The organism is Bradyrhizobium sp. USDA 372, from assembly GCF_053629095.1.
Genome location: NZ_JBRJHR010000001.1, coordinates 1,140,443 through 1,166,007 on the forward strand (window position 1 = coordinate 1,140,443; position 25,565 = coordinate 1,166,007).

At 63.7% G+C, this 25,565-nt stretch carries 22 protein-coding genes, 1 tRNA gene and 2 pseudogenes; 15 read left to right on the top strand and 10 right to left on the bottom strand.

What is annotated here, in order from left to right:
* From AB7M16_RS05605 to AB7M16_RS05635, 7 genes and pseudogenes are all read left to right on the top strand, one after another.
* A complete protein-coding gene (locus AB7M16_RS05605; RefSeq protein WP_453943341.1) occupies positions 1-981 on the top strand; it encodes a lysylphosphatidylglycerol synthase transmembrane domain-containing protein in 981 nt (326 codons plus the stop codon).
* A 1-nt stretch (position 982) separates the two neighbouring features.
* Positions 983-3,298: a hypothetical protein gene (locus AB7M16_RS05610; protein WP_453943342.1), complete on the top strand. Its 2,316-nt coding sequence runs from the start codon at positions 983-985 to the stop codon at positions 3,296-3,298.
* A gap of 243 nt (positions 3,299-3,541) precedes the next feature.
* Positions 3,542-4,123 (top strand): annotated as a pseudogene (locus AB7M16_RS05615) (methyltransferase domain-containing protein); the annotation flags it as partial.
* A 293-nt stretch (positions 4,124-4,416) separates the two neighbouring features.
* Positions 4,417-4,509 (top strand): annotated as a pseudogene (locus AB7M16_RS05620) (hypothetical protein); the annotation flags it as partial.
* A 42-nt stretch (positions 4,510-4,551) separates the two neighbouring features.
* The gene (locus AB7M16_RS05625) at positions 4,552-4,686 is read left to right on the top strand and encodes a hypothetical protein (RefSeq protein ID WP_453943343.1); all 135 of its coding nucleotides are present in this window, start codon (positions 4,552-4,554) and stop codon (positions 4,684-4,686) included.
* A gap of 12 nt (positions 4,687-4,698) precedes the next feature.
* Entirely contained in the window at positions 4,699-5,904 is a 1,206-nt protein-coding gene (locus AB7M16_RS05630) for a class I SAM-dependent methyltransferase (protein WP_453943344.1), read from the top strand.
* A gap of 3 nt (positions 5,905-5,907) precedes the next feature.
* Positions 5,908-6,948 carry a Gfo/Idh/MocA family protein gene (locus AB7M16_RS05635; RefSeq protein WP_453943345.1) on the top strand — a complete coding sequence of 347 codons (1,041 nt, stop codon included), beginning with the start codon at positions 5,908-5,910 and terminating at the stop codon, positions 6,946-6,948.
* Here the strand turns inward: AB7M16_RS05635 and AB7M16_RS05640 are convergent.
* Positions 6,932-8,593 carry a hypothetical protein gene (locus tag AB7M16_RS05640; protein WP_453943346.1) on the bottom strand — a complete coding sequence of 554 codons (1,662 nt, stop codon included), beginning with the start codon at positions 8,591-8,593 and terminating at the stop codon, positions 6,932-6,934. The genes AB7M16_RS05635 and AB7M16_RS05640 overlap by 17 nt on opposite strands.
* Before the next feature lie 168 nt (positions 8,594-8,761).
* Between AB7M16_RS05640 and AB7M16_RS05645 the strand changes: the two genes are divergently transcribed.
* From AB7M16_RS05645 to AB7M16_RS05655, 3 genes are all read left to right on the top strand, one after another.
* On the top strand, positions 8,762-9,268 hold the full coding sequence (locus AB7M16_RS05645) for a hypothetical protein (protein ID WP_172783175.1): 507 nt from the start codon (positions 8,762-8,764) through the stop codon (positions 9,266-9,268).
* A gap of 8 nt (positions 9,269-9,276) precedes the next feature.
* Positions 9,277-9,783 (top strand): hypothetical protein, encoded by a 507-nt coding sequence (locus AB7M16_RS05650; RefSeq protein ID WP_172783174.1) that lies wholly within the window; start codon positions 9,277-9,279, stop codon positions 9,781-9,783.
* Between the two features lie 140 nt (positions 9,784-9,923).
* On the top strand, positions 9,924-10,685 hold the full coding sequence (locus AB7M16_RS05655) for a glycosyltransferase family 2 protein (RefSeq protein WP_212254926.1): 762 nt from the start codon (positions 9,924-9,926) through the stop codon (positions 10,683-10,685).
* Between the two features lie 117 nt (positions 10,686-10,802).
* Here the strand turns inward: AB7M16_RS05655 and AB7M16_RS05660 are convergent.
* Positions 10,803-10,878 (bottom strand) — tRNA-Trp (locus AB7M16_RS05660).
* A 148-nt stretch (positions 10,879-11,026) separates the two neighbouring features.
* On the opposite strand from AB7M16_RS05660, the gene AB7M16_RS05665 reads away from it, so the two are divergent.
* Entirely contained in the window at positions 11,027-12,262 is a 1,236-nt protein-coding gene (locus tag AB7M16_RS05665) for a serine hydrolase domain-containing protein (protein WP_453943347.1), read from the top strand.
* Between the two features lie 141 nt (positions 12,263-12,403).
* Here AB7M16_RS05665 and AB7M16_RS05670 read toward each other — a convergent pair whose 3' ends face one another.
* Both AB7M16_RS05670 and AB7M16_RS05675 read right to left on the bottom strand, forming a co-directional pair.
* Positions 12,404-13,171, bottom strand: coding sequence for an SDR family NAD(P)-dependent oxidoreductase (locus tag AB7M16_RS05670; RefSeq protein ID WP_135169859.1), 768 nt, complete (start codon positions 13,169-13,171; stop codon positions 12,404-12,406).
* 33 nt (positions 13,172-13,204) lie between these two features.
* Complete coding sequence (locus AB7M16_RS05675) at positions 13,205-13,903, bottom strand: histidine phosphatase family protein (protein ID WP_212254924.1); 699 nt, start codon at positions 13,901-13,903, stop codon at positions 13,205-13,207.
* 133 nt (positions 13,904-14,036) lie between these two features.
* On the opposite strand from AB7M16_RS05675, the gene AB7M16_RS05680 reads away from it, so the two are divergent.
* The gene (locus AB7M16_RS05680; RefSeq protein WP_212254923.1) at positions 14,037-14,822 is read left to right on the top strand and encodes an SDR family NAD(P)-dependent oxidoreductase; all 786 of its coding nucleotides are present in this window, start codon (positions 14,037-14,039) and stop codon (positions 14,820-14,822) included.
* Between the two features lie 1,234 nt (positions 14,823-16,056).
* Positions 16,057-17,235 carry an acetylornithine deacetylase gene (gene argE / locus AB7M16_RS05685; protein WP_453943348.1) on the top strand — a complete coding sequence of 393 codons (1,179 nt, stop codon included), beginning with the start codon at positions 16,057-16,059 and terminating at the stop codon, positions 17,233-17,235.
* Between the two features lie 119 nt (positions 17,236-17,354).
* Here the strand turns inward: argE and AB7M16_RS05690 are convergent, their stop codons facing one another.
* Positions 17,355-17,981 carry a LysE family translocator gene (locus tag AB7M16_RS05690; RefSeq protein WP_453943349.1) on the bottom strand — a complete coding sequence of 209 codons (627 nt, stop codon included), beginning with the start codon at positions 17,979-17,981 and terminating at the stop codon, positions 17,355-17,357.
* Between the two features lie 365 nt (positions 17,982-18,346).
* Here AB7M16_RS05690 and AB7M16_RS05695 point away from each other — a divergent pair, with 365 nt between their 5' ends.
* On the top strand, positions 18,347-19,675 hold the full coding sequence (locus AB7M16_RS05695) for an IS1182 family transposase (RefSeq protein ID WP_212257604.1): 1,329 nt from the start codon (positions 18,347-18,349) through the stop codon (positions 19,673-19,675).
* Positions 19,676-19,827: 152 nt separating this feature from the next.
* Here the strand turns inward: AB7M16_RS05695 and AB7M16_RS05700 are convergent, their stop codons facing one another.
* Positions 19,828-20,886: a phosphotransferase family protein gene (locus AB7M16_RS05700; protein WP_172783167.1), complete on the bottom strand. Its 1,059-nt coding sequence runs from the start codon at positions 20,884-20,886 to the stop codon at positions 19,828-19,830.
* Between the two features lie 140 nt (positions 20,887-21,026).
* Positions 21,027-22,262 (bottom strand): acyl-CoA dehydrogenase family protein, encoded by a 1,236-nt coding sequence (locus tag AB7M16_RS05705; protein WP_453943350.1) that lies wholly within the window; start codon positions 22,260-22,262, stop codon positions 21,027-21,029.
* Positions 22,263-22,469: 207 nt separating this feature from the next.
* On the opposite strand from AB7M16_RS05705, the gene AB7M16_RS05710 reads away from it, so the two are divergent.
* Entirely contained in the window at positions 22,470-23,141 is a 672-nt protein-coding gene (locus AB7M16_RS05710) for a TetR/AcrR family transcriptional regulator (RefSeq protein WP_453943351.1), read from the top strand.
* 182 nt (positions 23,142-23,323) lie between these two features.
* Here the strand turns inward: AB7M16_RS05710 and AB7M16_RS05715 are convergent, their stop codons facing one another.
* The 3 genes from AB7M16_RS05715 to AB7M16_RS05725 all read right to left on the bottom strand — a co-directional run bounded on the left by AB7M16_RS05715 (position 23,324) and on the right by AB7M16_RS05725 (position 25,455).
* The gene (locus AB7M16_RS05715; RefSeq protein ID WP_453943352.1) at positions 23,324-23,716 is read right to left on the bottom strand and encodes a RidA family protein; all 393 of its coding nucleotides are present in this window, start codon (positions 23,714-23,716) and stop codon (positions 23,324-23,326) included.
* A gap of 93 nt (positions 23,717-23,809) precedes the next feature.
* The gene (locus AB7M16_RS05720; protein ID WP_025037058.1) at positions 23,810-24,025 is read right to left on the bottom strand and encodes a hypothetical protein; all 216 of its coding nucleotides are present in this window, start codon (positions 24,023-24,025) and stop codon (positions 23,810-23,812) included.
* A 200-nt stretch (positions 24,026-24,225) separates the two neighbouring features.
* A complete protein-coding gene (locus AB7M16_RS05725) occupies positions 24,226-25,455 on the bottom strand; it encodes a CaiB/BaiF CoA transferase family protein (protein ID WP_260379751.1) in 1,230 nt (409 codons plus the stop codon).
* Positions 25,456-25,565 lie beyond the last annotated feature (110 nt).

Below are 25,565 nucleotides of genomic sequence, written 5' to 3' on the forward strand. Positions count from 1 at the left end.
ATGAAGTTGCCTGCAAAAGCACTGGTTACCCTGGTCAAGTTCGCGGTGTCGATCGGGATCCTGGTGTTGCTGTTGCGCGGTCAGGATCCGTCGACCCTGAAAGCCGACCTTCTCGCCGTCGATCTCAACGTGCTGGCGCTTGCGGTGCTGCTGCTGTTCGCCCAGACCTTCGTCCTTTGCCACCGCTGGATGCTGATCCTCCGTGCCATGAACGTACCGCTCGATTGGCTGCCCGGCTGGCGCATTCTCATCGTCAGCACTTTTTTCAATCAAGTATTACCCGCGGGCGGCGACGCGGTTCGGATCTGGATGCTCCGGCGGCAGGGCGTGCAATGGTCGCAAACGATCGGCAGCATCGTGGCTGACCGCTTTCTCGGCCTGTTGGGTCTTGGTTTCATCCTCCTGGCGGGATTGCCGTTTCTGCTGGCGCGCGTCCCCGACAATTCGCTCCTGTTCGCGATCGCGATCATTCTGGCGGCCGCATGCCTCGGCGCAATCGCCCTGGTCACGCTGGACCGGTGGCCGCCGCATGTGATCGCGGCCGTGCCGGCCAGGGTCGTGCAGTTCGCGATGCTGATCAGAGCTCCGTTGCTGGCGACCGCGGGGCGAGCGATGCTGATCGGATCTGCCATCGCGGTCCATCTCATCACCGTCGCGACCTGCTATGTCCTCGCGATCGGACTGCAGGCGCCGCTCTCCGCACTCGACGCCTTCGTCCTGGTCCCGCTCGTCATCCTGTCCTCTGCGATTCCCATCTCGATCGGGGGATGGGGCGTGCGCGAAGGCGCTATGGTCGCGGTGCTCGGTCTTGCCGGAATCGCATCCGACAAGGCACTCGCGATATCGGTCTTGCTGGGACTTGGCGCCCTTATCGTCGGGTTGTTCGGCGGGCTGGTATGGCTGATCGCGCCGGAGCGCGCCAGCTTCAGCCCCGACCAGGCGCGGACCGTCACCGAACGAGCCGATGCAGCGCCGGTCTAGCATGGGCGACCCCAGACAAGATCAAGCGGTGGTAGCCGCCGAGCTGCGCCTGCGCACCATCGTCGAGACGTGGTCGTTGCGTATCCTCATTCTCGTGCCTGCTGCACTGTCCATCTGGTTCGTCAACCGAACGGGCACCTACCGCACCCTGCTCTTCGATGGCGGCTGGACGACGCGATTTTACGTCCTCGCCTGGATTGTGCTGACGCCGTATCTCGGCTGGCTCGTCATGGCGACCGGACGCCTGACGTTCTCGCTCATCAAGCACGAGCCCACTCAGCGTGTCGACGAGTTCTTCGTCGGCGCGGCCGCGCTCATCTTGACGGGATTTGGCTTCGGCGCTCTCTCCGTCCTGTACCCCCAAATCGTCCTCGGATTTGCGACCCTCGTGCTGCTGTGGGATAGCCGCAGCTGCAGGAAGCCGCAAAAATTCGCGCTGACCTTGCCGCTGATGGCAACTTCGCTACTGGGTCTTTGGCTCCTCGTAACGGTGTTCATCGACAGAGCCGTCATACCCGACGTCATTTCGACCGACGTTCAGCAGCTCTATGCGCCCTATCTTGCAGAGGTCGCGAGAAATCACAGCATCTGGCTTGCAGCTGACAATCCCATCTTCTCCGACTTCGAGATCGGCCACGGCAACGGCCTGCATTTGATGTTTGCGACGTTCTTGCCTCCCCACGTCGCGCAGATTGTTTCCTTCCTCTATTTCGTCGCGATCGGTGCAGTCATTTTTGAGCTCGCCCGCATCGTTCTGCCGTGGCAGGCGCTCGGACGCCGTTGGGAGGATGCGGCGATCCCGATTGCACTTGCGCTGGCGATCCTCGGACTTGCGTGGCCGCGAACGATGCCGCGCGTCTCGCCCGGCCTCTACATCATGGAATTCGGCAAGTACCACCTTCAGACGGCGGCGTTCTTTGTCTATTTCCTGCTTGTCGTTGCGCGAACGTCCCAAAAACGCGACAAGTTCGCCGCAGGGATTTGCGCCATCGCCGTCGCGGCATCCTATCCACCGTACGCAGCGCTGGTCTTCGTGATTTCGTCGTTGGGCGCGTTTGCCAAGGCGGTTCAGCGCGACCGATCCGGCTTCATCACCAGCGTCCTGCTGGGCGCGGGGGCGATCGCGGGCTGCATCCTTAGTCTCTCGATCAATTACCTCTACCTCGGAATCCCCGCGACGAATCCATACTCTCTGTTCCGGCACGTCGTTTCACTCGAACGCTTTTCGAAGTTCGGCAGCCTCGATCTTCTGGATTATTTCGTGGTGTCACAGTCGCTGGAGGTCACCGACTTTCTGAGCAAATCGGGCTTCGTCGCCTTCCTCAGGGAGGCCAGGTCCGTTCTCGCGGTCGCGCTGCTCCTCGCGCTGGCGACCTATGCCGTCGCTTTCGTGGACTCAAAGCTTCGTTCCGATCGCCCGGAATCCCAAAAGCTCGCGCCGCTGCCCAATCCCGCGGGACTTTTTGTCGTGGTCGCCTATGTCGCCAGCGTCCGGCTGCTGGACATGGCGCTGAATATCCCGAGCCTCATGAGATTGTCGGTCCACGTGAACGCGCTTTTCCCGCTTGCGACCGTCGGCATGGCCTACTGGGGATTGGCTGTCGCGCGACGCTTCAAGCCGGCTTGGTTCAGCGACCGCCTCGCTCCCCATGCCGCTCTCGCTGCCATCTTGCTCGCCGGCACCTGGATGACGGCAGCGCATCCCTGGAAGAGCTTCAAAGTTGATGAGGCCATCACCTTCGTGGGGGGAACTCCTCTCACTCATATGCCTCGGGTCACCCAGGACTGGAAGCGGTGTGACGAGCTGGAGCAATCGACGGGCTCGGATCGCATCCTCGCGCTCAACGGTTATCGCGCCATGGTGCCCTGCTATTTCTCGTCGCTGCTCACGCGCGGCAAGATCATTCATACCTACGAGAGCGACGTCGCACGCGATTTCGCGATGATCGCACTCGGAAGCGCCGAAACGGCGGAAGCCGCGCTTCGATCACTGGGCGTAAAACTATTCTACGTCCAGAAGAACAATTGCGACTTTTGGGTCAACGGTTTCTCCGACCTGTTTCAAAAGGACGAACTCGTGCGACGTTTTGCTGTTCGTCGCGAGACCCCGGAGTATTGGTTATTGACGTGGACGCAAGGTGATCAATCATTAAGTCCGGAAGACGCGACCGCGATCTCAGCGCTCAGGACAAGATCAAAAGAGATCTACCGGGAGGCATACGGCGTCGAACCATTCGAGGTGGTCAAGCACCGTCTACCACCGAATAGCAGACGTGGAGATCTCGATGTCCTCGGCCAGCTATCCCAATGCTTCTGAGCCTCGCCACGGCCGCCGGCCCTCTCCCCAGAAGCGCCATGTCCGACGACCACGAATCGGCGCCAGCATCGGCAACTTAAGAATTGTAGCACGGCCCGTTGCACTATATAGGCTTCAACTGCGCCGCGTACCGTTTCGAGGCGCCGATGTTCCCTTGCTTTCCTGCAAAGAGCTAGAGCCGTGACCGACCATTGCCGCCTCTGCCATTCGACCGACCTGCGACCGGTCATCGACCTCGGTTTGATGCCGATTGCGCATCGGCTTCGGCATAGCCGAAACGAGCAGGAGGAACGCTATCCGTTCGAGGTGCTGGCGTGCGGCGAATGCGGCCTGCCGCAGATCGTCAAGCCGATCGATCCAGACATCCTGTATCGCCAGTTCAACTACAATTTCAGCAGCTGGAAGCCGGAGCCGCACCAGGTCGACGAGCTCGACACCATCGCGAGGTTCTCGAAGCATCAATCCGTGTTCGAGATCGGCTGCAACGACGGCCTGTTCATGGACAAGCTTCGCGAGCGCGGCACCAAGGTCATGGTCGGTGTCGAACCGAATCCGGTCTCAGGCAAGATCGCCCGCGAGCGCGGCATCAAGGTCTATGCCGACATGCTCAGTCCGGAGATGGCCCACGACGCGGTGGCTCAGTCCGGCAAGTTCGACCTCGTCGTCTCGCGCCAGGTGCTCGAGCACATCGTCGATTTCGAGAACTTCTTCGCTTGCGTGAAGATCGCGCTCAGCGATGAAGGGCTGCTGTTCATCGACGTGCCCGACTTTGATCCCGGTTCGACGGCGGGCGACCTCTCGGTCCTGTGGGAGGAGCACGTCAGCTACTTCACCGAGCCGACCCTGCTGGCGCTACTGGCTCGCCACGGCTTCGAGGCGGTCTCCGTGAAGAAGTACAATTTCAGCGGCGGCAGCCTCGCGATCGCCGCCCGTCGTGCGACGCGTGACGTGACGCCGCCGCCTGCGCCCGCTGGCGTCGGCGAGAAATTCGGTCGGCGCGCAAGGGAATACGGCGCGCGCCTGCGGCCGATCCTCGCCAAGGCCCGCGCGAGCGGCGCCGAGATCGCCATCTACGGCGCGGGCTGCCGCGCGCCTGCACCTTCACCAACGCGCATGAACTGGCGGATCTCGTCGATCTCTCGGTCGACGACCAGAAGGAGCGCCAGGGGCTGTTCCTGCCCGGCACCGGCATACCGATCCGTTCGCCGGACGAGCTCGCCGGCAAGTCGGGTCCGCTCGTCTGCCTCCTCGCCGTGAACCAGGAGAACGAAGCCAAGGTCAGCAGCCGGCTGCGCGAGAACGCGAAGCGGCCGCTGCACATCGTTTCGATCTTCGCGCCCTCCGACATCTGGAGCGAGCTCGACCGGCTCGACGCGGCCTTGGGTTAGGGACGCCGCGGCATGGCTGACGAGAAGCTCTTCAATTACTACGAACGTCAGGACGTCCTACCGACGTTCGGGAATTTCAAATCGGCCGCCGAACTCGACGCATATGCCAGCCAGCGGCGCGAGCTGTTTTCAGACAAGCTGGTGCTGCCGCCGCGGCTGTTCCGCGATGCGGAGGTGCTCGAATTCGGTCCTGATTCCGGTGAGAACGCGCTGGTGTTCGCCGGCTGGGGCGCGAACATGACGCTCGCCGAACCGAACCGGCATGCGCATCCGAAAATCGAGGCCTATTTCGCGCATTTTGGCCTGACCGAGCGTCTGCGCGAGCTCGCATTGGCCGACGTCGAAGGATTTCGCAGCGAGCGCCGCTACGACATCATCGATGCCGAAGGTTTCATTTACACCGTGCAGCCGACTGAAAATTGGCTCGGCGTCTTCCACCGGCTGCTCAATCCGGACGGTTTCGCCATCGTGTCGTATTACGAACGCTATGGCGGCTTCTTCGAGCTCGCGCTCAAGGCAATCCATGCGGCCGGCAAGGCATTGTCAGGCCATCCTGCACTGGAAACGGCAAGGTCGCTGTTCGAGGCGAAGTGGAACAGTATTCCGCACACCCGCAGCTTCGAATCCTGGCTGATGGACGTGCTCGAAAATCCGTTCGTCCGGCATCGGTACTTCCTCGACGCAACGGCTTTGTGCACGGCGGCGCATGCACAGGGATTCGACATCCATTCGGCCTGGCCAGCCTATCGCGACAGCCTGGACGTCTACTGGCACAAGAAGGTTCTCTCCCCGGACGAGAAGCTGCGGCGCGCGGCGCGCCATCTCGACCGCAGCCGTCTCAGCTTCCTCGGCGGACGCAAGCTCTACCTGGTCGGCAAGGCCGATGCGGCGGCGGCGATTTCGGCATCGATCGAAACGCTGGTTCTCGACGTCGATGCGATGATCGACGACCCCTTCGGCGAGAGCCTGCCGCGCGCGGTCGCGAACCTTGCGTCCTTACGCGAGGCGATCCGGACGACGGACATTCTCGCCGACGATGCTTCGGACATCGAAACGATCGTTGCCACGCTCGACAGCTTCCATCGCATCTTCAGCGCGATCGGGCGGCGGGATGCGTCGGCGGTCGCTGCCCTCACCCAGACTGATGCGGCGTTCATCAACACCTGGGGACAGCCGGCGCACTTCCTCGTCATGCGGAAGCGCTTCGGGGGATCATAGCCAGTGAGGCCAGGCATTGGCATCATCGGAACGGGGATGGTCGGCCAGATGTGCCACCTCGCCAATTTCGTCGCCAATCCCGCCTGCCGCGTCGTCGCCATCGCCGATCTCCGGCCCGATCTGGCGGCCGCCGCCGCGCAGAAATTCGGTATCTCGCGGGTCTACGGCACGCACCGCGAGTTGCTCGCGGACGCTGCGGTGTCCGCCGTCGTGGTCGTGACGAAGCGGCGAGCCACCGGCCCGATCGTGCTGGACGCGTTGAAAAGTGGCCGGCACGTGCTGTCGGAGAAGCCGATGGCCTACACGACGGTTCAGGCCGCGTCGCTGGTCGAAGCGGCGCGGCGACAGCACCGCGTCTACAGCATCGGCTACATGAAGCGTCACGATGCCGGTGTGGCACGCGCGCTGGCCGAGCTCGCGCGCTTGCGCACGGACGGCTCGCTCGGACGCGTCGTCGGAGCAAGAGGCTGGTGCTTCGGCGGCGACACCGGCCGATCGCAGGACAACTTCGTCATGACCGGCGAGACCCGGCCGGACGGACTCGAGCTCTGGCAGGATGGGCCCGACTGGATGCCGGGCGCGTTGCGGCCTGGCTACGACAACTTTCTGAACGTGTTCAGCCATATCATCAACCTCGCGCGCTACCTGCTCGGATCATCGCCGACTGTCGCCGAAAGCACCGTCGAGACTTCTGGCACTGCGACGGTGACGCTCGACTTCGAGGGCGTTGCCTGTGTGCTGCAGCTTGCGAACGGGCCCGAAGGTGCGTGGCGCGAGGGGCTGTCGATCGATTTCGAGCACGGCGCAGTGACCATCGAACTGCCCCCGCCCTTTGCCGAGCGGGAGGCGGGGGTCATCCTCGACCAGGGCGGACAAATCACGCGCTTGACGGGTGAAGGCAGCTGGGCGTTTCGGCGTCAGGCTGATGCTTTCGTCGCCGACATCGTCGAACGAAGGACGCCGCTTGCGTCCGGCGCAGATTCGGTGACCGACATCGCGCTGGCCGAGGCGATCTGGAAGCGGCAAGTCAGCGGCCAGGCGTGACACTCTTGCTCGCGCCGTCGAGCGGCAGGATGCCGCCGATCGGGCCAAGCTTGATCGTGACCTCTGCAAGTTGGGAGAGCAATTCCGCAACATCGCAGCGCGCCAGCAACCGACACACGTAGTACTTCCGCGCCAAAATGTGGTTCGGTGCGGCTCCCGGCCCCGGCTGCAGCGAGATGGTTGACTGCGGCCCCGTCGGATCGAAATGACGGAACGCACTTCCCGGAGCCTTCCGCGCCTCGTCCATCTCTCGGAGGATGTCGGGCCGCTCGGCACGCAGGGCAAATCCGAAGACCGGCTGATTGCCCCAGGCAAGGCGGAGCATGCCCGTGACTTCGGCGACACCGAAAGGCACGTGCCGCGACGGGTAGTCGAAGAAACCATCATCGAGCGCATAAACCGTCGCCGCCGGCTGCACCCGGCTGGCAAGGTCGCGCGCCAAGGCCTGCTGCTTCAGGGTTCTTGCCTGCATGAAGACGTAGTCGCTCCAGAGCATGCCGATCGACACGATCAGGCTTGCCCCGAATATCGCAGCAAGGGCGGCGCCGGGGCCCATCCATCGTTCGGCCTGTCGCTTGAACGCCAGCAGTGTCAGCGCGAGCGGCACGCCGAACATCAGCAGGTGACGGCTCTCATAGAAATGCACGGAAGACGGCCGCAGGCCGGCGATCAGATACGGTGACGACAATGCGAGGAACAAGACCACGGCGAGTGCGAGCGGCACGGTGATCGCGCTTCTGGATGCGGTCGTCTTCGCGTCCCGACGCAGCAATAACAACACGATTCCAACGAGGACTGCAGCCGCGATGAAGAGCGCTGGGACCTGAATCGCGGCGCGGATCGCGTGGGTGAGGACATCCCTGTAGCTGGCGGCGAAGAACGCCGACCACCCCCGCGCCAACTCGCCGAGCGTCGGAAAATGGGCGCCATAGTGCTGTGCGTAGACGCCGATCCGCTTGAACCAGATATTGAGCGTGCCCCAATAGACCAGCGGAAGCACCACCAATTCCGGATAGCGCAGGACAGCGCGCCAGGCTGCGAGCCATGTCCGGCGAACGAAGCCATGCGCCGCGTCTCCGCTCCGCCATATCGCAACGAACAGGCCGAACATCACGACGGCATACAGCACGATCGTCGAGTTGAGCGCGAAGCTCAGCAGGAACACCAGCGAAGCGAGCACACGAAGCAGCACGCGCCGCAGGCCGACGGCGCTGAAGGCGAGCGTCAACAGCCATGCACCGATGAACAATAGCCCGAAGCTGAACACGTAGACCGCGTTCGCCTTGCCCGCCCAGAGTTGATAGCCGGGATAGGTCCAGACGATCAGCGCGAAGCCGACCGCTTCGGCGCGATCGAGCAGACCGAGCCGTGTCGCCGTCAGCATCAGACACACCGCGCCGAAGACGATTCCGGCGAACGCCAGCGATACCATCACGACGACCGGGGCGCCGGTCCAGTTCGCGAACCTGTCGTAGCTGTAGAAAATCGGATGGCCGGCGCCATTCAGCAGGAAATCGATGTCGATGAAATAGTCCGGACGCGGCTTGAGCACCAGCCAGTCGTCCATGAAGAGGCCGTCATTGAGGAGCATCGGCGCATGCGCAACCAGCAACACGACGATCAGGATGGCTATCGCTCGCAGCAACGGGGGCAAGCTCGGAGGGGAAAGGGAGGACATCGTCGGCGAGGATTCGCACGCCCACGGGACGACCGCAAGGCCGGGGCGCCGGGGCTCCCTTGACCGCAAAAATGCGACCTCCTATAGACTTTTGCTCTGGCTGGGCCTGAGAGGCGTCCGGGACGATTTTCCACGATGAACATGCTCCCTGGCCCTGCGCAAGCCGCTGCGATTGGTCTCAGCATCGCCTTTCCATTGCTGTTGCTGTGCTACGCGCGCATCGCCGCCACCGGCGGATCGGGCCGCCGCTTCCGGCTGGGCTGCGTCACCATCGTCGTGCTCTACGCGATCGCCTGTCTCGCGCTTCCGGGGCAACGCCAGCTCGCGGACGTGCTTGGCGGTCTCCTGCTGTTGGGGACAGCGATGATGTTTTGCTACATCCTGTTCAGCCTGCTGGCATGGGGCTTTACGCTGACGCTGCTCACGGCCCTCGTCCAGGCCGAACGTCCCCTCACCCTGGAGCAATGGGCCGAGGCGTACATGCAGGGCGGAGATCTCGGCACGTTCACGCACAACCGCCTGAAGCTCCTGGTCGGCGCGGGAATGGTGATCACGGCAGACGGCAGGCTGGTCCCGACAGCCAAGGGGGTAGCGATCGCGCATCTCGCCAAGCTTGTTCGTTTGTCGACGGGCCTTGGGTGAGCGGCACGATGTCCTTCGCCGTCGGGCTCATCGCCGTTGCCGTTTTCGCCCTGCTCGCGCCTGCCTTGCAGATCATGGCCCGCGCTCGCGCATGGCCGCTCGGACCCGTCACCCTGCTTGCGATCGCCGCACTCGTTTCGCATGGTCTCGGCGTGGCGCTCGGCATCGTCGCGATTCCGCAATTTCAGTATTGGGACGCCGCATCGATATTCGCATTTTGCGTCATGGCCTACGTTTTCGCCTTTGGCGCAGTGTACAAGTCGGTGTCCCTGGAGATCCTGCTCGGCCTCGTCGACCGCCCCGGTCGGACCGCGCCGCTTTCGGAGATCATCGAAAGGCAGGTTCCAGATTTGTTCCAGGGACGAATTGGGATCCTGGTCGATCGCGGCCTGGTCGAACGGGTCAATTCAGGCTTGTCGGCGACCACGGCCGGGCGGAAAATGGCAGCTCACGTCGGCCGGCTGCGCCGCGCCTTCGGCATCGGTGATACCAGCCTCTATGATTTTTCCGACTAGTTGCGCGGAACACACACATCGCCGGTTTCGTGCCGGTTGTGTGGATCATATCGGCCAGTCGCATTGTTCGCCCGGCGCAGATGACCTAGAGTTGCGCTGAGGGTTCACCAGTAAAGAGTGGCCGGCAACGGCGGTATCAAATGACACCTTCCAGGGCGGCAAAAAGGCTTACGATCGTCATTCCTGCTCTGAACGAGCAGGACAAGATCGCCGATACGATCGGCGGCGTGCTGCCGCTTGCCCGCGAGCTGCTCGACGATTTCGAGATCTTCCTGATCGACGACGGCAGCACCGACGCCACCGGCGCGATCATGGACGAATTCGCGGCCGGCGAGCCGCGCATCATCGTGCATCACAATGCCGAACGGCGCGGTGTCGGTGCCGGCTTCGAATATGCGCTGTCGCGCGCGAAATTCGATGCCATCACGCTCATCCCCGGCGATCACGCCTTCCAGAACGAAGGTATTGCCCGGATGTTCAAGGCGGCGGGCGCCGCCGACCTCGTCATTACCTATCGCGACAACCAGTCGGACCGCTCGGTCAACCGCTCATTGCAGTCGCATTCGCTGCGGTTCATCCTGAACTGCCTGTTCGGCTTCTGGCTGTCCGATTACCACAGCATGATCGTCTACCCCGTGAAATGGCTGCGCCAGATCGCGGTCAAGGCCGACGGCTACGGCTATCAGATCTGTGCCCTGATCTCGCTGCTCCAGCTCGGCCTCACCTACGTCCAGGTTCCGGTGAGCCTGAACGCGGAGCTGAAGGGCTCGTCCCGCGCGCTGCGGCTGCGCACCTATTTCGAGCTCGGCGGGACCATCCTTTCACTGCTGCGCCGCGTTCCCATCCGGAACGTCAATCTCAGTCAGATCCCCGCCGACGCGGAACGGACCCCGGCGCGCTAGGCCTCGCCGGGCCCTGACACGGGACGTCCAGCACAGGGGCTGCAGCATCCCAGCGCGCACGCGGGACGCCTTCCCGCCAAGACCCTACCAAGTCCTAATCTAAGTGATTGATTTGACTGGCAGGAGTGGCAGGGCTCGAACCTGCGACCCCCGGTTTTGGAGACCGGTGCTCTACCAATTGAGCTACACTCCTACGAACCCGCGTCGCCGCGGATCAGGGGCGCTTTCAAGCACAGAGAGCAGCCGGTTTGCAAGGGTGAACCGCGCCGGCTTCGCTTGTTTGTGCCGGGGGTTCTGGGCCACAGTCCATCGGCCATAACGAAGAACAATCGGGAGTGCCCATGACCGTTACAGCGACCGCCACAGCCGCCCCACAGGCCCCGACCGCGCTCCATACCCCGGCTTTGCCGGAAGCCCGCCCGGAGACGCTCAGGCTGTCGCGGCCGCGTCTGCAGGCCATGTCGGACGCCTTCAAGCGCGAGATCGACAAGGGAACCGTTCCGGGGGTCACCGTGCTGGTGGCGCGGCGTGGCCAAATCGGCTGGTTCGAGGCGCTCGGCAAGCAGAGCCCGGCAGGCGCGGCGCCGATGGCGCGGGATTCGATCTTTCGCATCTTCTCGATGACCAAGCCGATCGTCTCGGTCGGCATCATGGCGCTGGTCGAGGACGGCCAGCTCCTGCTCAGCGATGCCGTCGCAAAGTTCATCCCGGAGTTTGCGAGCCAGCAGGTCGGCATCGTCAAGGACGGCAAGCTGGAGCTGGTGCCGCCGGCGCGGCCCATGACCGTTCAGGACCTGCTCCGCCACACCTCCGGCCTCACCTACGAGCACCAGGGCGACGGCCCCGTGCACAAGCTTTACCAGGAGTCCCGCGTCCGCAGCCGCAAGATCACCAATGCCGAGCACGCCGCGCTGGTGGCGAGCTTCCCGCTGGTCTGCCAGCCCGGCGCGGAATTCAACTACAGCCGCTCCACGGATATTTTGGGCCGCATCATCGAAGTCGTCAGCGGCATATCGCTCGGCACCTTCCTCACCGAGCGCGTGCTCGCGCCGCTGCAGATGGCCGAAACCGGCTTCTCGACAAGCCAGGCCAATGCCGGCCGCCTTGCCGAGCCGTTCGCGACCGATCCCTGGACCGGCGACAAGGTCGCGCTGTTCAACATGCTCGAGCAGCCGGTGATGGAGTCCGGCGGCGGCGGCCTGGTCTCGACCACGATGGATTATGCCCGCTTCTGCCTGATGCTGCGCAATGGCGGCACGCTGGACGGCAACAGGATCATCGGCCGCAAGACGCTGGAGCTGATGGCCTCCGATCACCTCGGCCCTGGCGTGCCCACCAATGGCACGCTGCTGTCGCCGGGCCATGGCTTCGGTCTCGGCTTTGCCGTGCGCCGCGAGGCCGGTATCGCCCCCTTCCCCGGCAGCGTCGGCCAGTATTTCTGGAGCGGCATTGCCGGTACGTTCTTCTGGATCGATCCGAAGGAGGATCTGTTTGCGGTGTTCATGAGCCAGGGGCCGGGCCAGCGCGACTACACGCGGACCCTGGTGCGGGATCTGGTGTACGCGGCGGTGGAGTGAGGTCTCGTGCCCCGGACGCGCTGCAACGCGCTTCGCGTTGCGGCGCAGAGCCGGGGCCCATGCATCCACGATCTCGTCGGCAGCCTTCTGGGTCCCGGATCGGCGCGCGCCTGAAGCGCGCTTGTCCGGGACACGAGACCATCAGCTGATCGTCGCGCCGCCGTCGATCACCATGGTCTGGCCGGTCATGAAGTCACCGGCCTTCGAGCCCAGGAACACGGCCGCGCCCGCGATCTCGTCGGGGATGCCGATGCGCAAGAGCGGCGAGCGCGAGGTCGAGGCTTTCAGGTTCTCCGGATTGTCCCACAGCGCCTTTGCGAAATCGGTCTTGATCAGGCCGGGCGCGATGCAGTTCACGCGAATGTTGTGCTTGCCGTATTCGCAGGCGAGATTGCGTGCGAGCTGCATGTCGGCGGCTTTCGAAATGGCGTAGGCGCCGAGGATGGTCGAGCCCTTCAGGCCGCCGATCGAGGAGACGATGATGATCGAGCCGTCCTTGCGCTCGATCATCTGCGGCACAACCATCGAGATCAGCCAATTGTTGGCGACGATGTTGTTGTCCAGGATCTTCCTGAACTGATCGTCGGAAATGCCGGCGAGCGGGCCGTAATACGGATTCGACGCCGCGTTGCAGACCAGCACGTCGATCTTGCCGAAGGCACGGTTGCTCTCGTCGACGAGGTTTTGCAGGTTCTCTTTCGACGAGATGTTGGCGGCGACCGCGACCGCGGTGCCCTTGCCGAACTTATCGTTGATGCCCTTCGCCACCTGCTCGCACACGTCGGCCTTGCGCGAGGAGATCACCACCTTGGCGCCGTGCTCGGCCATGCGCTCGGCGATCGCGAGCCCGATGCCACGCGTCGATCCCGTGATGACGGCGACTTTCCCCTTCATGTCGAACAAGGTCATGCTTCTCTCCCAGATTGATTTTCGTATTCAGTGTCAGGCCAGCTTCTTGACTTCCGGTCCCGCCGGCTGATGCATCGCCGCGTGCGCGGGATCCGCGATCCACGGCTGCTGATTGACCATCGGCAGCCGCCAGAGGGTGCGCTCGGGGCTCGCGAAATGATCGAGCCGCGTCACCGACACATTGTCGATATCGAATCCGAGCCCCTGCTCCGGCCGGTCACCGAGCGCAAGACCGACCGCCGCCTTGATGGTGCCGCCATGCGCCACCGCGATAATGTCCTGCCCGGCCGCCTCGCTGTTGATCCGCTCGATGGTGCGTCGCGTGCGGTTGTAGAGGTCCATGAAGCTTTCGCCGCCGGGCGCAGGCTCGTTGATGTCGGCGAACCAGCTCGCGCCGACGGGGCGGCTGGCAATGAACTGGGCGCGGTTCATGCCCTGCCAGCGGCCGAGGTTCTGCTCGGCGAGATCCGCCTCCCGCTTCATCGATGCCGGCCTTGGAAAACCTGCGGCCCAGATCGCCTCGGCGGTCTGATGGGTGCGCATCAGATTGCTCGAATACCAGACCGCCTGATGTGGCAGCACCTTGGCGACAGCATTGAACACATAGGTATCGCTGGTGTCACAGGCGATGTCGCTCTGCCCGTAGATGTTGCCGCCGTCATTGCGCACCGGCGCGTGACGGACCCACCACCACCGCGTGATGACCACATTCGGCTTGTCTGCACCTGCCATCGAAACCCTTCCATCCCGTCTGATGTCGCTGTACGTGAGTAGCGAACGTGTCTCAAGACACTTTGCCGTTTGAAATCTTGTTTGAAATTCCGTCGCACGGCAAGCGTCGTGCGCGAGCAAAAGGGAGAAACGCATGGGCCGTCTGCAAGGCAAATCCGTCATCATCACCGGCGCCGGCAGCGGCATCGGCCGTGCGGCTGCGCTGCTGTTCACCAGGGAAGGCGGCAAGCTGATCGCGGTCGATCGCACCGAAGCTGTGAAGGAGACGGTCGAGGAGATCAAAAAGGCCGGCGGCGTCGCGGAAGCGATGGTTGCAGATGCCGGCTCCGAAAAGGACGTCATCGCAATGATCGACAAGGCGGTGAAGACGCACGGCCGGCTCGACGTCATCTGGGCCAATGCCGGCGTCTCCGGCGGGCTCGTTCCACTCGCCGAGCAGACCGTCGAGCATTGGCAGGAGATCCTGCGCGTCAACCTCATCGGGCCGTTCCTCGCGGTGAAATACGCGATGCCGCATATGGTCAAGCAGCAGTCCGGCGCGATCGTGCTGACCGCCTCTGTTGCCGGTCTCAAGGCTGGCGCGAGCGGGCATCCCTATGCCGCGAGCAAGGCCGGCGTGATCAGCCTGGTGCAAACGACGGCCTATTCGCTCACCGGCACCGGCGTGCGCATCAATGCGGTCTGCCCCGGCCTGATCGAGACCGGCATGACCAAGCCGATCTTCGACCGCGCCAAGGAGCGCGGCACCGCCGACAAGATCGGCCAGCTCAATCCGCTCAAGCGCCCCGGCCAGCCGCACGAGCTCGCGGCGATGGGACTGTTCCTGGCGAGCGACGAGGCCTCGTATGTCAACGGGCAAGCGTTCCCGGTGGACGGCGGCTTGACGGCATCGATGCCGTATACGGGCAAGCCGGTTTAGTTCGCACTCGTGTCCCGGACGCGACGCAGCGCGCAAGCGTTGCGGCGCAGAGCCGGAACCCAGCAGGCGACGTCGCTCGCTGCTGCATGGGCCCCGGCTCTGCAGCGCATCACTTCGTGCTGCGCAGCGTCCGGGGCACGAGAGCGGGAGTTTTGGTGCACACCTGCCTCCGCATCGTCATTGCGAGCGCAGCGAAGCAATCCAGGAATGCATCCGCGGAAAGACCCTGGATTGCTTCGCTGCGCTCGCAATGACGGGGTGGCAGGAAAATCGCTTTCCAAATGCTACTGTCATTCCCCGCGAAGGCGGGGAATCCAGTACGCCGCGGCCTATCGATTGAGCCATAACTGTCTCGGAGTACTGGATCGCCCGGTTAAACCGGACGATGACAGCGAGTGTGTCGTCGCAGACACAGCTTCGCATCCTCGCGGCGCATTCCGCCCGAGCTTTGCTCGTCGTCTCACCCTCAATTGAAAGAGGGCGCAGGGAAGACCGGGTGCCGGCCGGGCACCCACGGTCCACTGTGCGAAAGGTGGCAACAAGAATTTGCACAGCGGCATACAGGTGAAGCCAAACATCCGGCCTTCCCTGCGCAGTGGTTTTACGGCTTATGTCGCGCTCTCCCCGGGGAGCGATGCACTATTGCCCCCGTCGCCTTGCGGATGGCTGATGCGCATCGCCCGGTCGGGCAACCACATCACCACAAGACTTGACGCACAGACCCCGGGCGTCAGGACCACACGATTTTGCCGTACGCGAACCGCACCCGTCGTTGGCACGAGGTCTTCGCTCACGGCTCTCCGCCCTGCGAAGCTTTTCGCGCCGATGTGGCTCGCGTCCACCGCCCCCCGGCCCGCGTTCGTGACGATCGCGATACGCCCCTCTTCCTTGGGCCGGGTTGAGCCGACACATACGTCATTTCCGAATTTCGGTAAAGCGGAATATTTCATCGGCCTCGTCTTGACCGATGCCTTGGTGTTTTGCCCGACGGACAACGCAAGGTTTGGTAGACCTCCCCGTCATTCCGGGGCGCGACGAAGTCGCGAGCCCGGAATCCATTTCACAGCGCGTCGTGCGGTCCGATGGATTCTCAGGTGCGCAATTGCGCACCATAGCTCGATGCTGCGCATCGCCCCGGAATGACGGCTGCGGTGTTGATTTGCCCATCCCACCGCCACGTTGGTATGGTTCCTGCAGGCACCTCAGCCTTCCTGCTCTCCAACAGAATATGACAATGCCAAGCTCAAGACCCGACCGCATCCGAAAGCTCCTCGCCGACCTCGTCTCGTTCGACACCGTCAGCGACCGCACCAACCTGCCCCTGATCGCCCATATCGAGGGCTATCTCGCCTCCTTCGGGATCAAGGGCGAGCGCATCGTCGACGACACCGGCGAGAAGGCTTCGCTCTGGGTCACGATCGGGCCGGAGGATCGGCCGGGATTCGTGCTGTCGGGCCATACCGATGTCGTGCCTGTCGTGGGCCAGGACTGGAGCCATGATCCGTTCAAGCTGGTGGAGCGCGACGGCAAGCTCTACGGCCGCGGCACCACCGACATGAAGGGCTATGTCGCGGTGTGCCTCGCCATGGTGCCGGAGATGACGGAGGCGAGACTCAAGACGCCGATTCATCTGGCGATTTCCTATGACGAGGAGATCGGCTGCGTCGGCGTGAGGCCGATGCTGCACGAGGTCGAGAAGAAGACGATCAGGCCGCTCGGCGCCTTCATCGGCGAGCCGACCCAGATGCAGGTCATCATCGGCCACAAGGGCAAGCATGGCGTACGCGCCACGTTCCGCGGGCTCGCGCGTCATTCCTCGATCGCCCCCGACGGCGTCAATGCGATCGAATATGCCGCCGAGCTGATCGTCGAGATCCGCCGCCGCGCCGTCGCGCTCGAGGCCGCGCGATCGGCGGACAGCCTCTACGACGTCCCGCATTCGACGCTGCTCACCAGCATCGTGCATGGCGGCGCAGCGCTGAACATCGTGCCTGATACCTGCACCGTGGATTTCGAATGCCGCGGCATCGGCATCACCGAGTCCAAGGAGGTGACCGATGCGATCGTCGCCTGGGCCAAGGCCGAGATCGAGCCGGCGATGAAGGCGAGACATGCCGACTGCGGCATCGATTTCGAGGAGATCCTCGACTATCCCGCGCTCGACACCGCCGCCGACGCCGCCATCGTCACGCTGGCCAAGAGCCTCGCAGGGCGCAACGACCACGCCAAGGTCGCCTTCGGCACCGAGGCGAGCCTGTTCGCCAGCATCGCCGACATCCCCTCGGTGGTGATCGGCCCCGGCGCGATAGCGCAGGCGCATACGCCGGACGAGTTCGTGGAGATGGCGGAGCTGGAGAAATGCGCGGGCTTCGTGGAAAGGCTGATCGCGCATTGTGCGAAGACGGCGTCTTAGGCGGCATTGCCGTAGGGTGGGCAAAGCGAAGCGTGCCCGCCACTATTACCTGATCGCGCAAAGATGGTGGGCACAAGCTACGCGCTTTTGCCCACCCTACGAGAGCCAGCCTGGCCGCCTCACCGCTCCTGCAGGGCGAGCCGAACGCCGACTGCGAAGTAAATGGTCCCGACCACCTTGCCCTGCCATCTGACGACAGCCGGGTGGCGGCGAAGAAGTTGGCCGAGACGCCCCGCCCCCACGGCGAACACGACCGTGCTGACGAGGCCGAGCAGCACGAAGACCATGCCGAGGATCGCAAGCTGAAGAGCGGTTGATCCTGACTCCGGCTGGACGAATTGCGGCAGGAACGCCAGGAAGAACAGCGCGGTCTTGGGATTGAGCACTTCGGCCAGCACGGCCTCGCGGAATGCGCGACCTGCGCTGATCATAGGGGCGCTGCCGTTCAGCTCGATTGGCGCCTTGTCCAGCATCGCGCGAATGCCGAGATAGATCAGGAACGCGGCACCCGCATATTTGACGATGCTGAACAGCAACGCCGATGTGGCGATGATCGCCGAGAGTCCGACAATCGCCATCCCCGTGTGTACCAGGTCTCCAGCGGCGATTCCCGCACCCGTGGCGATGCCGACCTTCGTTCCCGAGCTTGCCGCCCGCGCCATGGTGAGCAGCGTTGCCGGTCCCGGAATGAAGACGAAACCGAGCACGATGAGGACGTAAGTGATGAGGGTAGTGTGGTCGATCATGCGCGGGTCTCCCGGAGCGGATTGGGCACACAAGGAATACAAGGACTCGGTCGCTGCGAAAGGCGCTTGCGCGGTGTGAATTGCGAGTCTCGCATTCCGCCTCCTCGTCATTGCGAGCGCAGCGAAGCAATCCAGGCTGCCGCCGCGGAAAGAATCTGGATTGCTTCGCTGCGCTCGCAATGACGGCGCGTGTGGAGCAGCGCCGTAGGGTGGGCAAAGCGAAGCGTGCCCACCGTTTTCGTGTGATCGCGGAGAGATGGTGGGCACGGCGCTACGCGCCTTTGCCCACCCTACGAGACTGTGAATCTTTTGTACCGCGCGTCAGACGAATGTGATTCTCTGGGCAGACTGATCTGCTGGAGAGGATGATGGCTGACGACGGACTTTTTGGTGAATTGCCGGAGCAGTCGGCACGAACCGAAGCGGTGCCGCAAGGCGCACCTCGGCTGCGCGAGCCTGTGCGCAATCAGGTCGAATTGCGAGCGGTCGATATCGACAGCCTGATCGGGCAGGATCATCCAGCGCGGGTGATCTGGGCTTATGTCGAAGGGCTGGACCTGAGCGAGCTGGAAGATCGCGTCAAGGCACGGGAAAACAGGCCGGGCCATCCGGCGCCATCGCCACGGTTGTTGCTGGCGCTTTGGCTGTACGCCGCGAGCGATGCCGTTGGCAGCGCGCGGGCGCTGGACCGGCTCTGCGACAGCCACGACGTCTACCGCTGGCTCTGCGGTGGCGTGTCGTTGAACCATCACGGGCTGTCGGACTTCCGGGTCGGCTGTGCCGACTTGCTCGACCGTTTGCTGGTTGAACATCTGGTGGCCCTGAACGAGGCAGGGCTGGTCGATCTGGAGAAGCTGACCCAGGACGGGGTGCGGATACGAGCGAATGCCGGGACCGGATCTTTCCGGCGGGAGGCGACGCTGGATCGGCAGATGGCGCAGGCCGAGGCCATTGTGGAAGAGCTCAAGCGCGAGGTCGATGCGGACCCGGAAGCCAGCAATCGGCGGATCCGGGCCGCCAAAGAGCGGGCGGCGCGCGAACGCAGCGAGCGGGTGCAAGCCGCGCAGGCCGCGCTGGCCGAGATCAAGCGCAAGCGAAAACAGCTCGACGACAAGGGCGGCAATGGCAAGAAGCCGAAGGAGCCTCGGGCCTCCACCACCGACCCGCAGGCCAGGGTGATGAAGATGGCCGATGCCGGCTTCCGTCCGGCCTATAATGTGCAGGTGGCTAGCGCGGCTGGCGAACTGATCGTGGTCGCGATCGATGTCGACAACAGCGGCTCAGATCGTGGCTTGATGCGCCCGATGCTGGAGCGAACGCGCGCTCGGCTGAAGCGCTTGCCACGCCGCTACCTCGCCGATGGCGGGTTCTGCACTGGCGACGACATCGAATGGGCGCATGGCGAGGGCATCGAGGTTTACTGTCCACCGCCCCAATCCAGGAGCGGTGTCGATCCCTTCTTACCCCGGAGCAGCGACGGTCCTGGCATAGCGGCCTGGCGTGCTCGCATGGCCAGCGAAGCCGGCAAGGCACAGTACCAGGCCCGTACCATCTGCGAATGCATCCATGCCCGCTGGCGCAACTGGGACCTCAGGCAACTGACCGTGCGCGGCATCGAGAAGGTCCGTGCCGTCGTGCTCTGGTACGCCCTCACCAACAACATCCTGCAAGGGCATCGTCTCGCAAAAGCATAGATAACCAACAGCCTGACGCCGCCGGCTTCCCCCATCAAGGGGCGATACCACCCCTTGATGCCGAAGCCGAAACAAAACGAATTGGCTCACAGGCTCTACGAAACCAGCCGCGAAGAAAAAAGGCGCGGCCATCAGCCGCGCCTTCGTTGTTCCTACACCGCGCCTGCCTTCTGCGCGTATTCCCATGAGGCCTTTGACAGCGGCACGGTGCGCTTGGCTGACTCCAGCGCCTTGGCGTTGGCGGCGGTGCCGTCGCGGACGCGGCCGGCGATGCCTTGGGTGATGCCGGCGAGACGGAATAGGTTGTAGGCGAAATACCAGTTGAGATCGGGCACCGTCATCTTTGTGACGTCGCAATAGATCTGCGCGGCCTCTTCCAGGCTCGGGATGTTGAGCGCCTTGAGGTCGGCCCCCTCGAGGCCCGGCATGATCCATTGCATCAACAGATAGGTGAAGTCGGCCATGGGATCGCCGAGCGTCGACAGCTCCCAGTCCAGCACGGCCTGCACGCGCGGTTCCGTCGCGTGGAAAATCATGTTGTCGAGGCGGTAATCGCCATGGACGATCGAGACGCGCGCCTGCTCCGGCACGGTCCTGGGCAGCCATTCGGCGACCTTCTCGAACTCGGGAATGTGCTGGGTCTCGGACGCCCGGTACTGCTTGGTCCAGCGGTCGATCTGCCGCGCAAAATAGTTGCCGGGCTTGCCGAAATCGCCGAGCCCGATCGCAACGGGATCGAACATGTGGAGCTTGGCCAGCGTCTCGATCTTGCTGGTGAAGATCTTTCGGCGCGCATCGTTGTCCTGGCTCGGCAACGTCGGATCCCAGAACACGCGCCCCTCCTCCATCGACATGATGTAGAAGGCCGCGCCGATGACGCCGTCGTCCTGGCACAGCGCATAGGCGCGCGCGACCGGGAAGCCCTGCTTTCCAAGGGCCGCGATAACGCGATATTCGCGGTCGACCGCATGCGCCGAGGGCAGCAGCTTGCCGAACGGCTTGCGGCGCATCACGTAGGAACGGTTCGGCGTGTTAAGGCGATAGGTCGGGTTGGACTGGCCGCCCTTGAACTGGAGCACGACCAGCGGGCCTTCATAACCTTCGACGTGCTCGCGCATCCACGCCTCGAGGCGCAGCTCGTCGAAACGATGCCGCTCCTCGACCGGCTTGGTGCCCGAGAACTCTTCGTCTTTCCTGACGCCGTCAGCCACGGTGACGCTCCCTCTTCAGTCCTGACCATTTCAGGTCGAGCATGATCCTAATCGGTAACCGCTGACGCACTTGCGTCAAGCGGTCACCGGATCAAGCCCTGTCGTTGCTTCAGGTCGGGAGCGCCGTCGGGCCCTCCCTCTCAGTGACTTGGAGAGTTTGCATACTTCCGAAGCTCGAGCCTGGCAATGGCGCGGTTGTGCACCTCGTCCGGGCCGTCGGCGAGCCGCAGCGTGCGGATGTGGGCGTAGTCCTTGGCAAGGCCCGCTTCATCCGAGACGCCGCCGCCGCCGAAGGCCTGGATCGCCTCGTCGATGATCTTCAACGCCATGTTGGGCGCGGCGACCTTGATCATGGCGATCTCGGCCTGCGCGGTCTTGTTGCCGACCTTGTCCATCATGTCGGCCGCCTTGAGGCACAGAAGCCGCGTCATCTCGATGTTGGTCCGGGCTTCACCGATGCGCTGTTCCCACACAGAGTGCTCGACGATCTTCTTGCCGAACGCGGTGCGCGATGCGAGCCGCTTCACCATCTTCTCCAGCGCCTCCTCGGCCTTGCCGATGGTGCGCATGCAGTGATGGATACGGCCCGGACCGAGGCGGCCCTGCGCGATCTCGAAGCCGCGGCCTTCGCCGAGCAGGATGTTCTCTTTCGGCACGCGCACGTTCTCGAGCAGCACCTGGGCATGGCCATGCGGCGCGTCGTCGAAGCCGAACACGGGCAGCATCTTCTCCACCTTGATGCCTGGCGTGTCGAGCGGAACCAGGATCTGCGACTGCTGCTGGTGCTTGGCCGCCTTGAAGTCGGTCTTGCCCATCAGGATCGCGATCTTGCAGCGGGGATCGCCGACGCCGGACGACCACCATTTGCGGCCGTTGATGACGTAATGGTCGCCGTCGCGCTCGATGCGGGTCTCGATGTTGGTGGCGTCGGACGAGGCGACCGCCGGTTCCGTCATCAGGAAGGCGGAGCGGATCTCACCGTCCATCAGCGGGCGCAGCCATTTCCGCTTCTGCTCCTTGGTGCCGTAGCGGATGAACACTTCCATGTTGCCGGTGTCGGGCGCGGAACAATTGAACACTTCCGATGCCCAGGTGATGCGGCCCATCTCTTCCGACAAAAGCGCGTATTCGAGATTGGTCAGTCCCGCGCCGCGGAATTCGTCGTCCTCATGCTCGCTCGGCGGCATGAACATGTTCCAGAGGCCTTCGGTCTTCGCCTTCTTCTTGAGGTCCTCGAGGACCGGGATCACCTTCCAGCGGTCGCCGCTCTTGTCCTGCTGATCGTAGATCGGCACAGCCGGGCGCACGTGCTTGGCCATGAAGGACCGCACGCGGTCGAGCCATTCCTTCTGCTTGGGCGACATATCGAAGTCCATGGGACGCTCCTCTCTTTCACTAGTCCTTTTGCCCGGACTGTCCTCCCGCATCGCGTGGCCCGCAAGCGCGAATGCGCCGGCGATGCGGACCTGTCGAACCCAGCCGCAGTTGCGAACGAGTCCCGATTGCGGATTGACTTTTCCGGGTCTTCAAACGATAGTTTCATACAAGTGTTTGAATTGCAACTCCCCTCCCCGAGGGCACCCATGGCCAGCGATCATACGAGGTCTGCCATTCTCGCCTCCGCGGAACGGCTCTATGCCGACCGCGGCTTCGGCGACGTGACGCTGCGCGACATCGTCGCGGAGGCGGGCGTCAACCTCGCCGCTGTGAACTATCATTTCGGCTCCAAGGACGAGCTGATCGCGGAACTGTTCGTCACGCGGTCGATCGCCACCAACCGCGAGCGCCTGCGCGAATTGAAGGCGGCGGAGGAGCAAGGCGGCGGCCGCGCGCCGATCGAGGTGATCCTGCGCGCGCTGGTCGGGCCGACCTTGCGCGGTTGCCTGGGGCCGGAGACCCAGCGCTCGACCGCCGCGCGCTTTATGATCCGCGCCTCGATCGAATCCGTGCCGCCGATCCGGCGCATCAAGAACCGCGAGATCGACCATTTGCGCAAATTCGTCGGCGCGATGCGACGATCCCTGCCCGACCGCAGCGACGTCGACATCTATTGGGGCCTCAACTTCGCGCTCGCGATGGCGCATCACACCATCCGCGAGAGCGAGCGGCTGACCAAGCTGTCGGAAGGCAAATGCGATCTCGACGACGTCGAGGACGTGGTCGCGCGCGTCGTCAGCGTGGCGACGATGGCCCTGACGGCGGGGCGGGCGGAGAGCAAGGCGCCGGCGCGTACATTGGTGCGGGATGCGCGTTGAAGATCGAGCCGCCGCCGCAGCGACGGTGTGCTCCCTCGCCCCGTTCTTACGGGGAGAGGGTTGGGGTGAGGGGCCTCTCTCCGCGCGTGAGACTTTCGAGGCACCTGTACCCCCTCACCCGGATTGCATCTTCGATGCAATCCGACCTCTCCCCGCAAGCGGGGAGAGGTGAAGCCACCACCTCACATCATCGCGATGCGGTCGATCTCGACGTCGAAGGGGCCAAACCATTCCGGCGTGCAGACGAAGATCCGCGCCGGCGGGTCATGCGGGAAGTAACGCGCATAGACCGCGTTGAAGGCCGCGAAGTGTTTTGTGGAGGTGCAGTAGACGTTGCACTTCATGACGTTGTCGAGGGAGGCGCCGGCCGTCTCGAGGCACAGCTTCATCTGCTCCATGATGATCTCGCTCTGGCGCTCGATCGGGGCAACGGCGATCTCGCCGGTGCCGGGGTCGAACGGTGGCAGGCCGGAGACGAAGATCATGTTGCCGGCGCGCGTCACCGGCGAGGCCGGCGCCTTCCAGCGATCGAGGAACGACGAGATCGGTTCGACGCGGAGCGCTTCGCGTTTCATGGCGGCCACCTTCGGTTCGAGCGAGTCCATCCGCTGACTACACTAATCGTAGCCGGCATGGTTCGCTTAAGCTCGAAGTGTGGATGCGGGGAACTACGCCCGCTGCGGCATCTCCTCAGCCTCTTCCTTGGCGAGCAGCAGCAGCATCTCGATTCCCATCTCACCTTCCTGCGGTGAGCGGATGAACTTGATCTCGTCAGCGCTCTGCCGCAGCGCGGCAATGATGGCGACGGCCTGATTGGCGGTGGCCGCCTCGGTCGCCAGAACGGCCTTCTGGTCCTTGGCCTGGAACCCGATCGTGTAGGACATTCACTTCCCTCCCCGAACTCAAGTGGAGAGATCGAAACAGAGTCTGAGGCAAAGCGGAAGCCTGTGCGACTACGGACCGGGATTAGCTGGGGATTGTGGGCAAGCTTCACGCAAGCCCAACATGGCGCGCGCGTCCATGGCTGTCGCAACAGTCGCGCTGCGCCTGAATTCCGGCTTCTCGGCGGCGGGAACAGAGAGCGTCAGATGATGCCCTGCTGCTTCAGCGCCTCGATCTTGCCGGCATCATAGCCGAGCTTGCCGCCCAGCACCTCCTGTGTGTGCTCGCCCAGAAGCGGCGGGGCACGGTAGTCCTTGATCGGGGTCTCCGAGAGCGTCAGCGCGTTGCGGACCAGCGACAGATCGGGCTCGAAGGGGTGGTTGACCTTCACGCGCATCCCGCGCGACTGGACGTGCGGGTCGGAGAACACCTGCTCGAAATTGTTGATCGGCCCCGAGGGCACACCGGCCTCCTCCAGCTTGTCCAGCCAGTAGGCTACCTTTTGCTTCAGGAACAGGCCGGCGAAGATCGCCATGATCTCCTTGCCGTGCACGACGCGGTCGTTGTTCTTGACGAAGCGCGGATCGTTCGCGAGCTCGGGCGCGCCGAGCACGGCGCAGGTGCGCTGAAACTGGCCGTCATTGCCGACCACCAGCATCAGCTCGCCGTCGGCGCAGCGGAACACGCCGGCCGGCATGCCGCCATTGCCCCAGGTGCCGCGGCGCGGCGGCGTCTTGCCGTTGACGAGATAGATCTGCAGCCAGTGCGACAAGGATGCGATCACGGTATCGAACAGGCAGACGTCGATGTGCTGTCCCTGCCCGCCCCTGGCGTCGCGATGGTAGAGCGCCGAGAGAATTCCGATCGAGGCGTTCATGCCGGTCATGTAATCGACGATCGACGGGCCGACCTTCATCGGGCCCTCGCCAGGCTCGCCGTCGATATGGCCTGTGACGCTCATCAGCCCGCCCATCGCCTGCAGGATGGCGTCGTAGCCGGCGCGCGGCGCATAGGGTCCGGTCTGGCCGAAGCCGGTCACCGAGCAATAGATGATGCCGGGATTGATCGCCTTGATGGTCTCGTAGTCGAGGCCGTAGCGCTTGAGATCGCCGACCTTGTAGTTCTCCATGAAGACGTCGGCATCCTTGGCGAGCTCGCGGACGATCGCCTGCCCTTCGGGCTTGGCGATGTTGACGGTGACCGACTTCTTGTTGCGGTTGGCGCAGAGATAGAACGAATTGTTGTTGTTGGCCTTGCCCTCGGGGTCGGCCAGGTAAGGCGGTCCGAAGGCGCGCGCGTCGTCGCCGGTGCCCGGCCGCTCGATCTTGATCACCTCCGCACCGAGATCGCCCAGCATCTGGGCCGACAGCGGCCCGGCCAGCACGCGGGTGAGGTCAAGGATCTTGATGCCTGAGAGCGGCAGGGCCGACATGTCGATTTCCTCCGGGGAACTAGATCTTGGCGGCTCAAAGCGGCCGGATCCCTTGCGGATACACCATTTTTCTCGCGCTGAGTCCTGCGCTCCGGGCATACGGCTATCCT

Bases quoted from the DNA above. Each gene is read 5' to 3' on its own strand.
- AB7M16_RS05710 (WP_453943351.1), top strand. From the start codon at position 22,470: ATGGCCAGCGATCATACGAGGTCTGCCATTCTCGCCTCCGCGGAACGG.
- AB7M16_RS05690 (WP_453943349.1), bottom strand. From the start codon at position 17,981: ATGATCGACCACACTACCCTCATCACTTACGTCCTCATCGTGCTCGGT.
- AB7M16_RS05680 (WP_212254923.1), top strand. From the start codon at position 14,037: ATGGGCCGTCTGCAAGGCAAATCCGTCATCATCACCGGCGCCGGCAGC.
- AB7M16_RS05665 (WP_453943347.1), top strand. From the start codon at position 11,027: ATGACCGTTACAGCGACCGCCACAGCCGCCCCACAGGCCCCGACCGCG.
- AB7M16_RS05655 (WP_212254926.1), top strand. From the start codon at position 9,924: ATGACACCTTCCAGGGCGGCAAAAAGGCTTACGATCGTCATTCCTGCT.
- AB7M16_RS05715 (WP_453943352.1), bottom strand. From the start codon at position 23,716: ATGAAACGCGAAGCGCTCCGCGTCGAACCGATCTCGTCGTTCCTCGAT.
- AB7M16_RS05675 (WP_212254924.1), bottom strand. From the start codon at position 13,903: ATGGCAGGTGCAGACAAGCCGAATGTGGTCATCACGCGGTGGTGGTGG.
- AB7M16_RS05695 (WP_212257604.1), top strand. From the start codon at position 18,347: ATGATGGCTGACGACGGACTTTTTGGTGAATTGCCGGAGCAGTCGGCA.
- AB7M16_RS05630 (WP_453943344.1), top strand. From the start codon at position 4,699: ATGGCTGACGAGAAGCTCTTCAATTACTACGAACGTCAGGACGTCCTA.
- AB7M16_RS05705 (WP_453943350.1), bottom strand. From the start codon at position 22,262: ATGGACTTCGATATGTCGCCCAAGCAGAAGGAATGGCTCGACCGCGTG.
- AB7M16_RS05670 (WP_135169859.1), bottom strand. From the start codon at position 13,171: ATGACCTTGTTCGACATGAAGGGGAAAGTCGCCGTCATCACGGGATCG.
- AB7M16_RS05605 (WP_453943341.1), top strand. From the start codon at position 1: ATGAAGTTGCCTGCAAAAGCACTGGTTACCCTGGTCAAGTTCGCGGTG.
- AB7M16_RS05650 (WP_172783174.1), top strand. From the start codon at position 9,277: ATGTCCTTCGCCGTCGGGCTCATCGCCGTTGCCGTTTTCGCCCTGCTC.
- AB7M16_RS05645 (WP_172783175.1), top strand. From the start codon at position 8,762: ATGAACATGCTCCCTGGCCCTGCGCAAGCCGCTGCGATTGGTCTCAGC.
- AB7M16_RS05720 (WP_025037058.1), bottom strand. From the start codon at position 24,025: ATGTCCTACACGATCGGGTTCCAGGCCAAGGACCAGAAGGCCGTTCTG.
- AB7M16_RS05610 (WP_453943342.1), top strand. From the start codon at position 983: ATGGGCGACCCCAGACAAGATCAAGCGGTGGTAGCCGCCGAGCTGCGC.
- AB7M16_RS05725 (WP_260379751.1), bottom strand. From the start codon at position 25,455: ATGTCGGCCCTGCCGCTCTCAGGCATCAAGATCCTTGACCTCACCCGC.
- argE (WP_453943348.1), top strand. From the start codon at position 16,057: ATGCCAAGCTCAAGACCCGACCGCATCCGAAAGCTCCTCGCCGACCTC.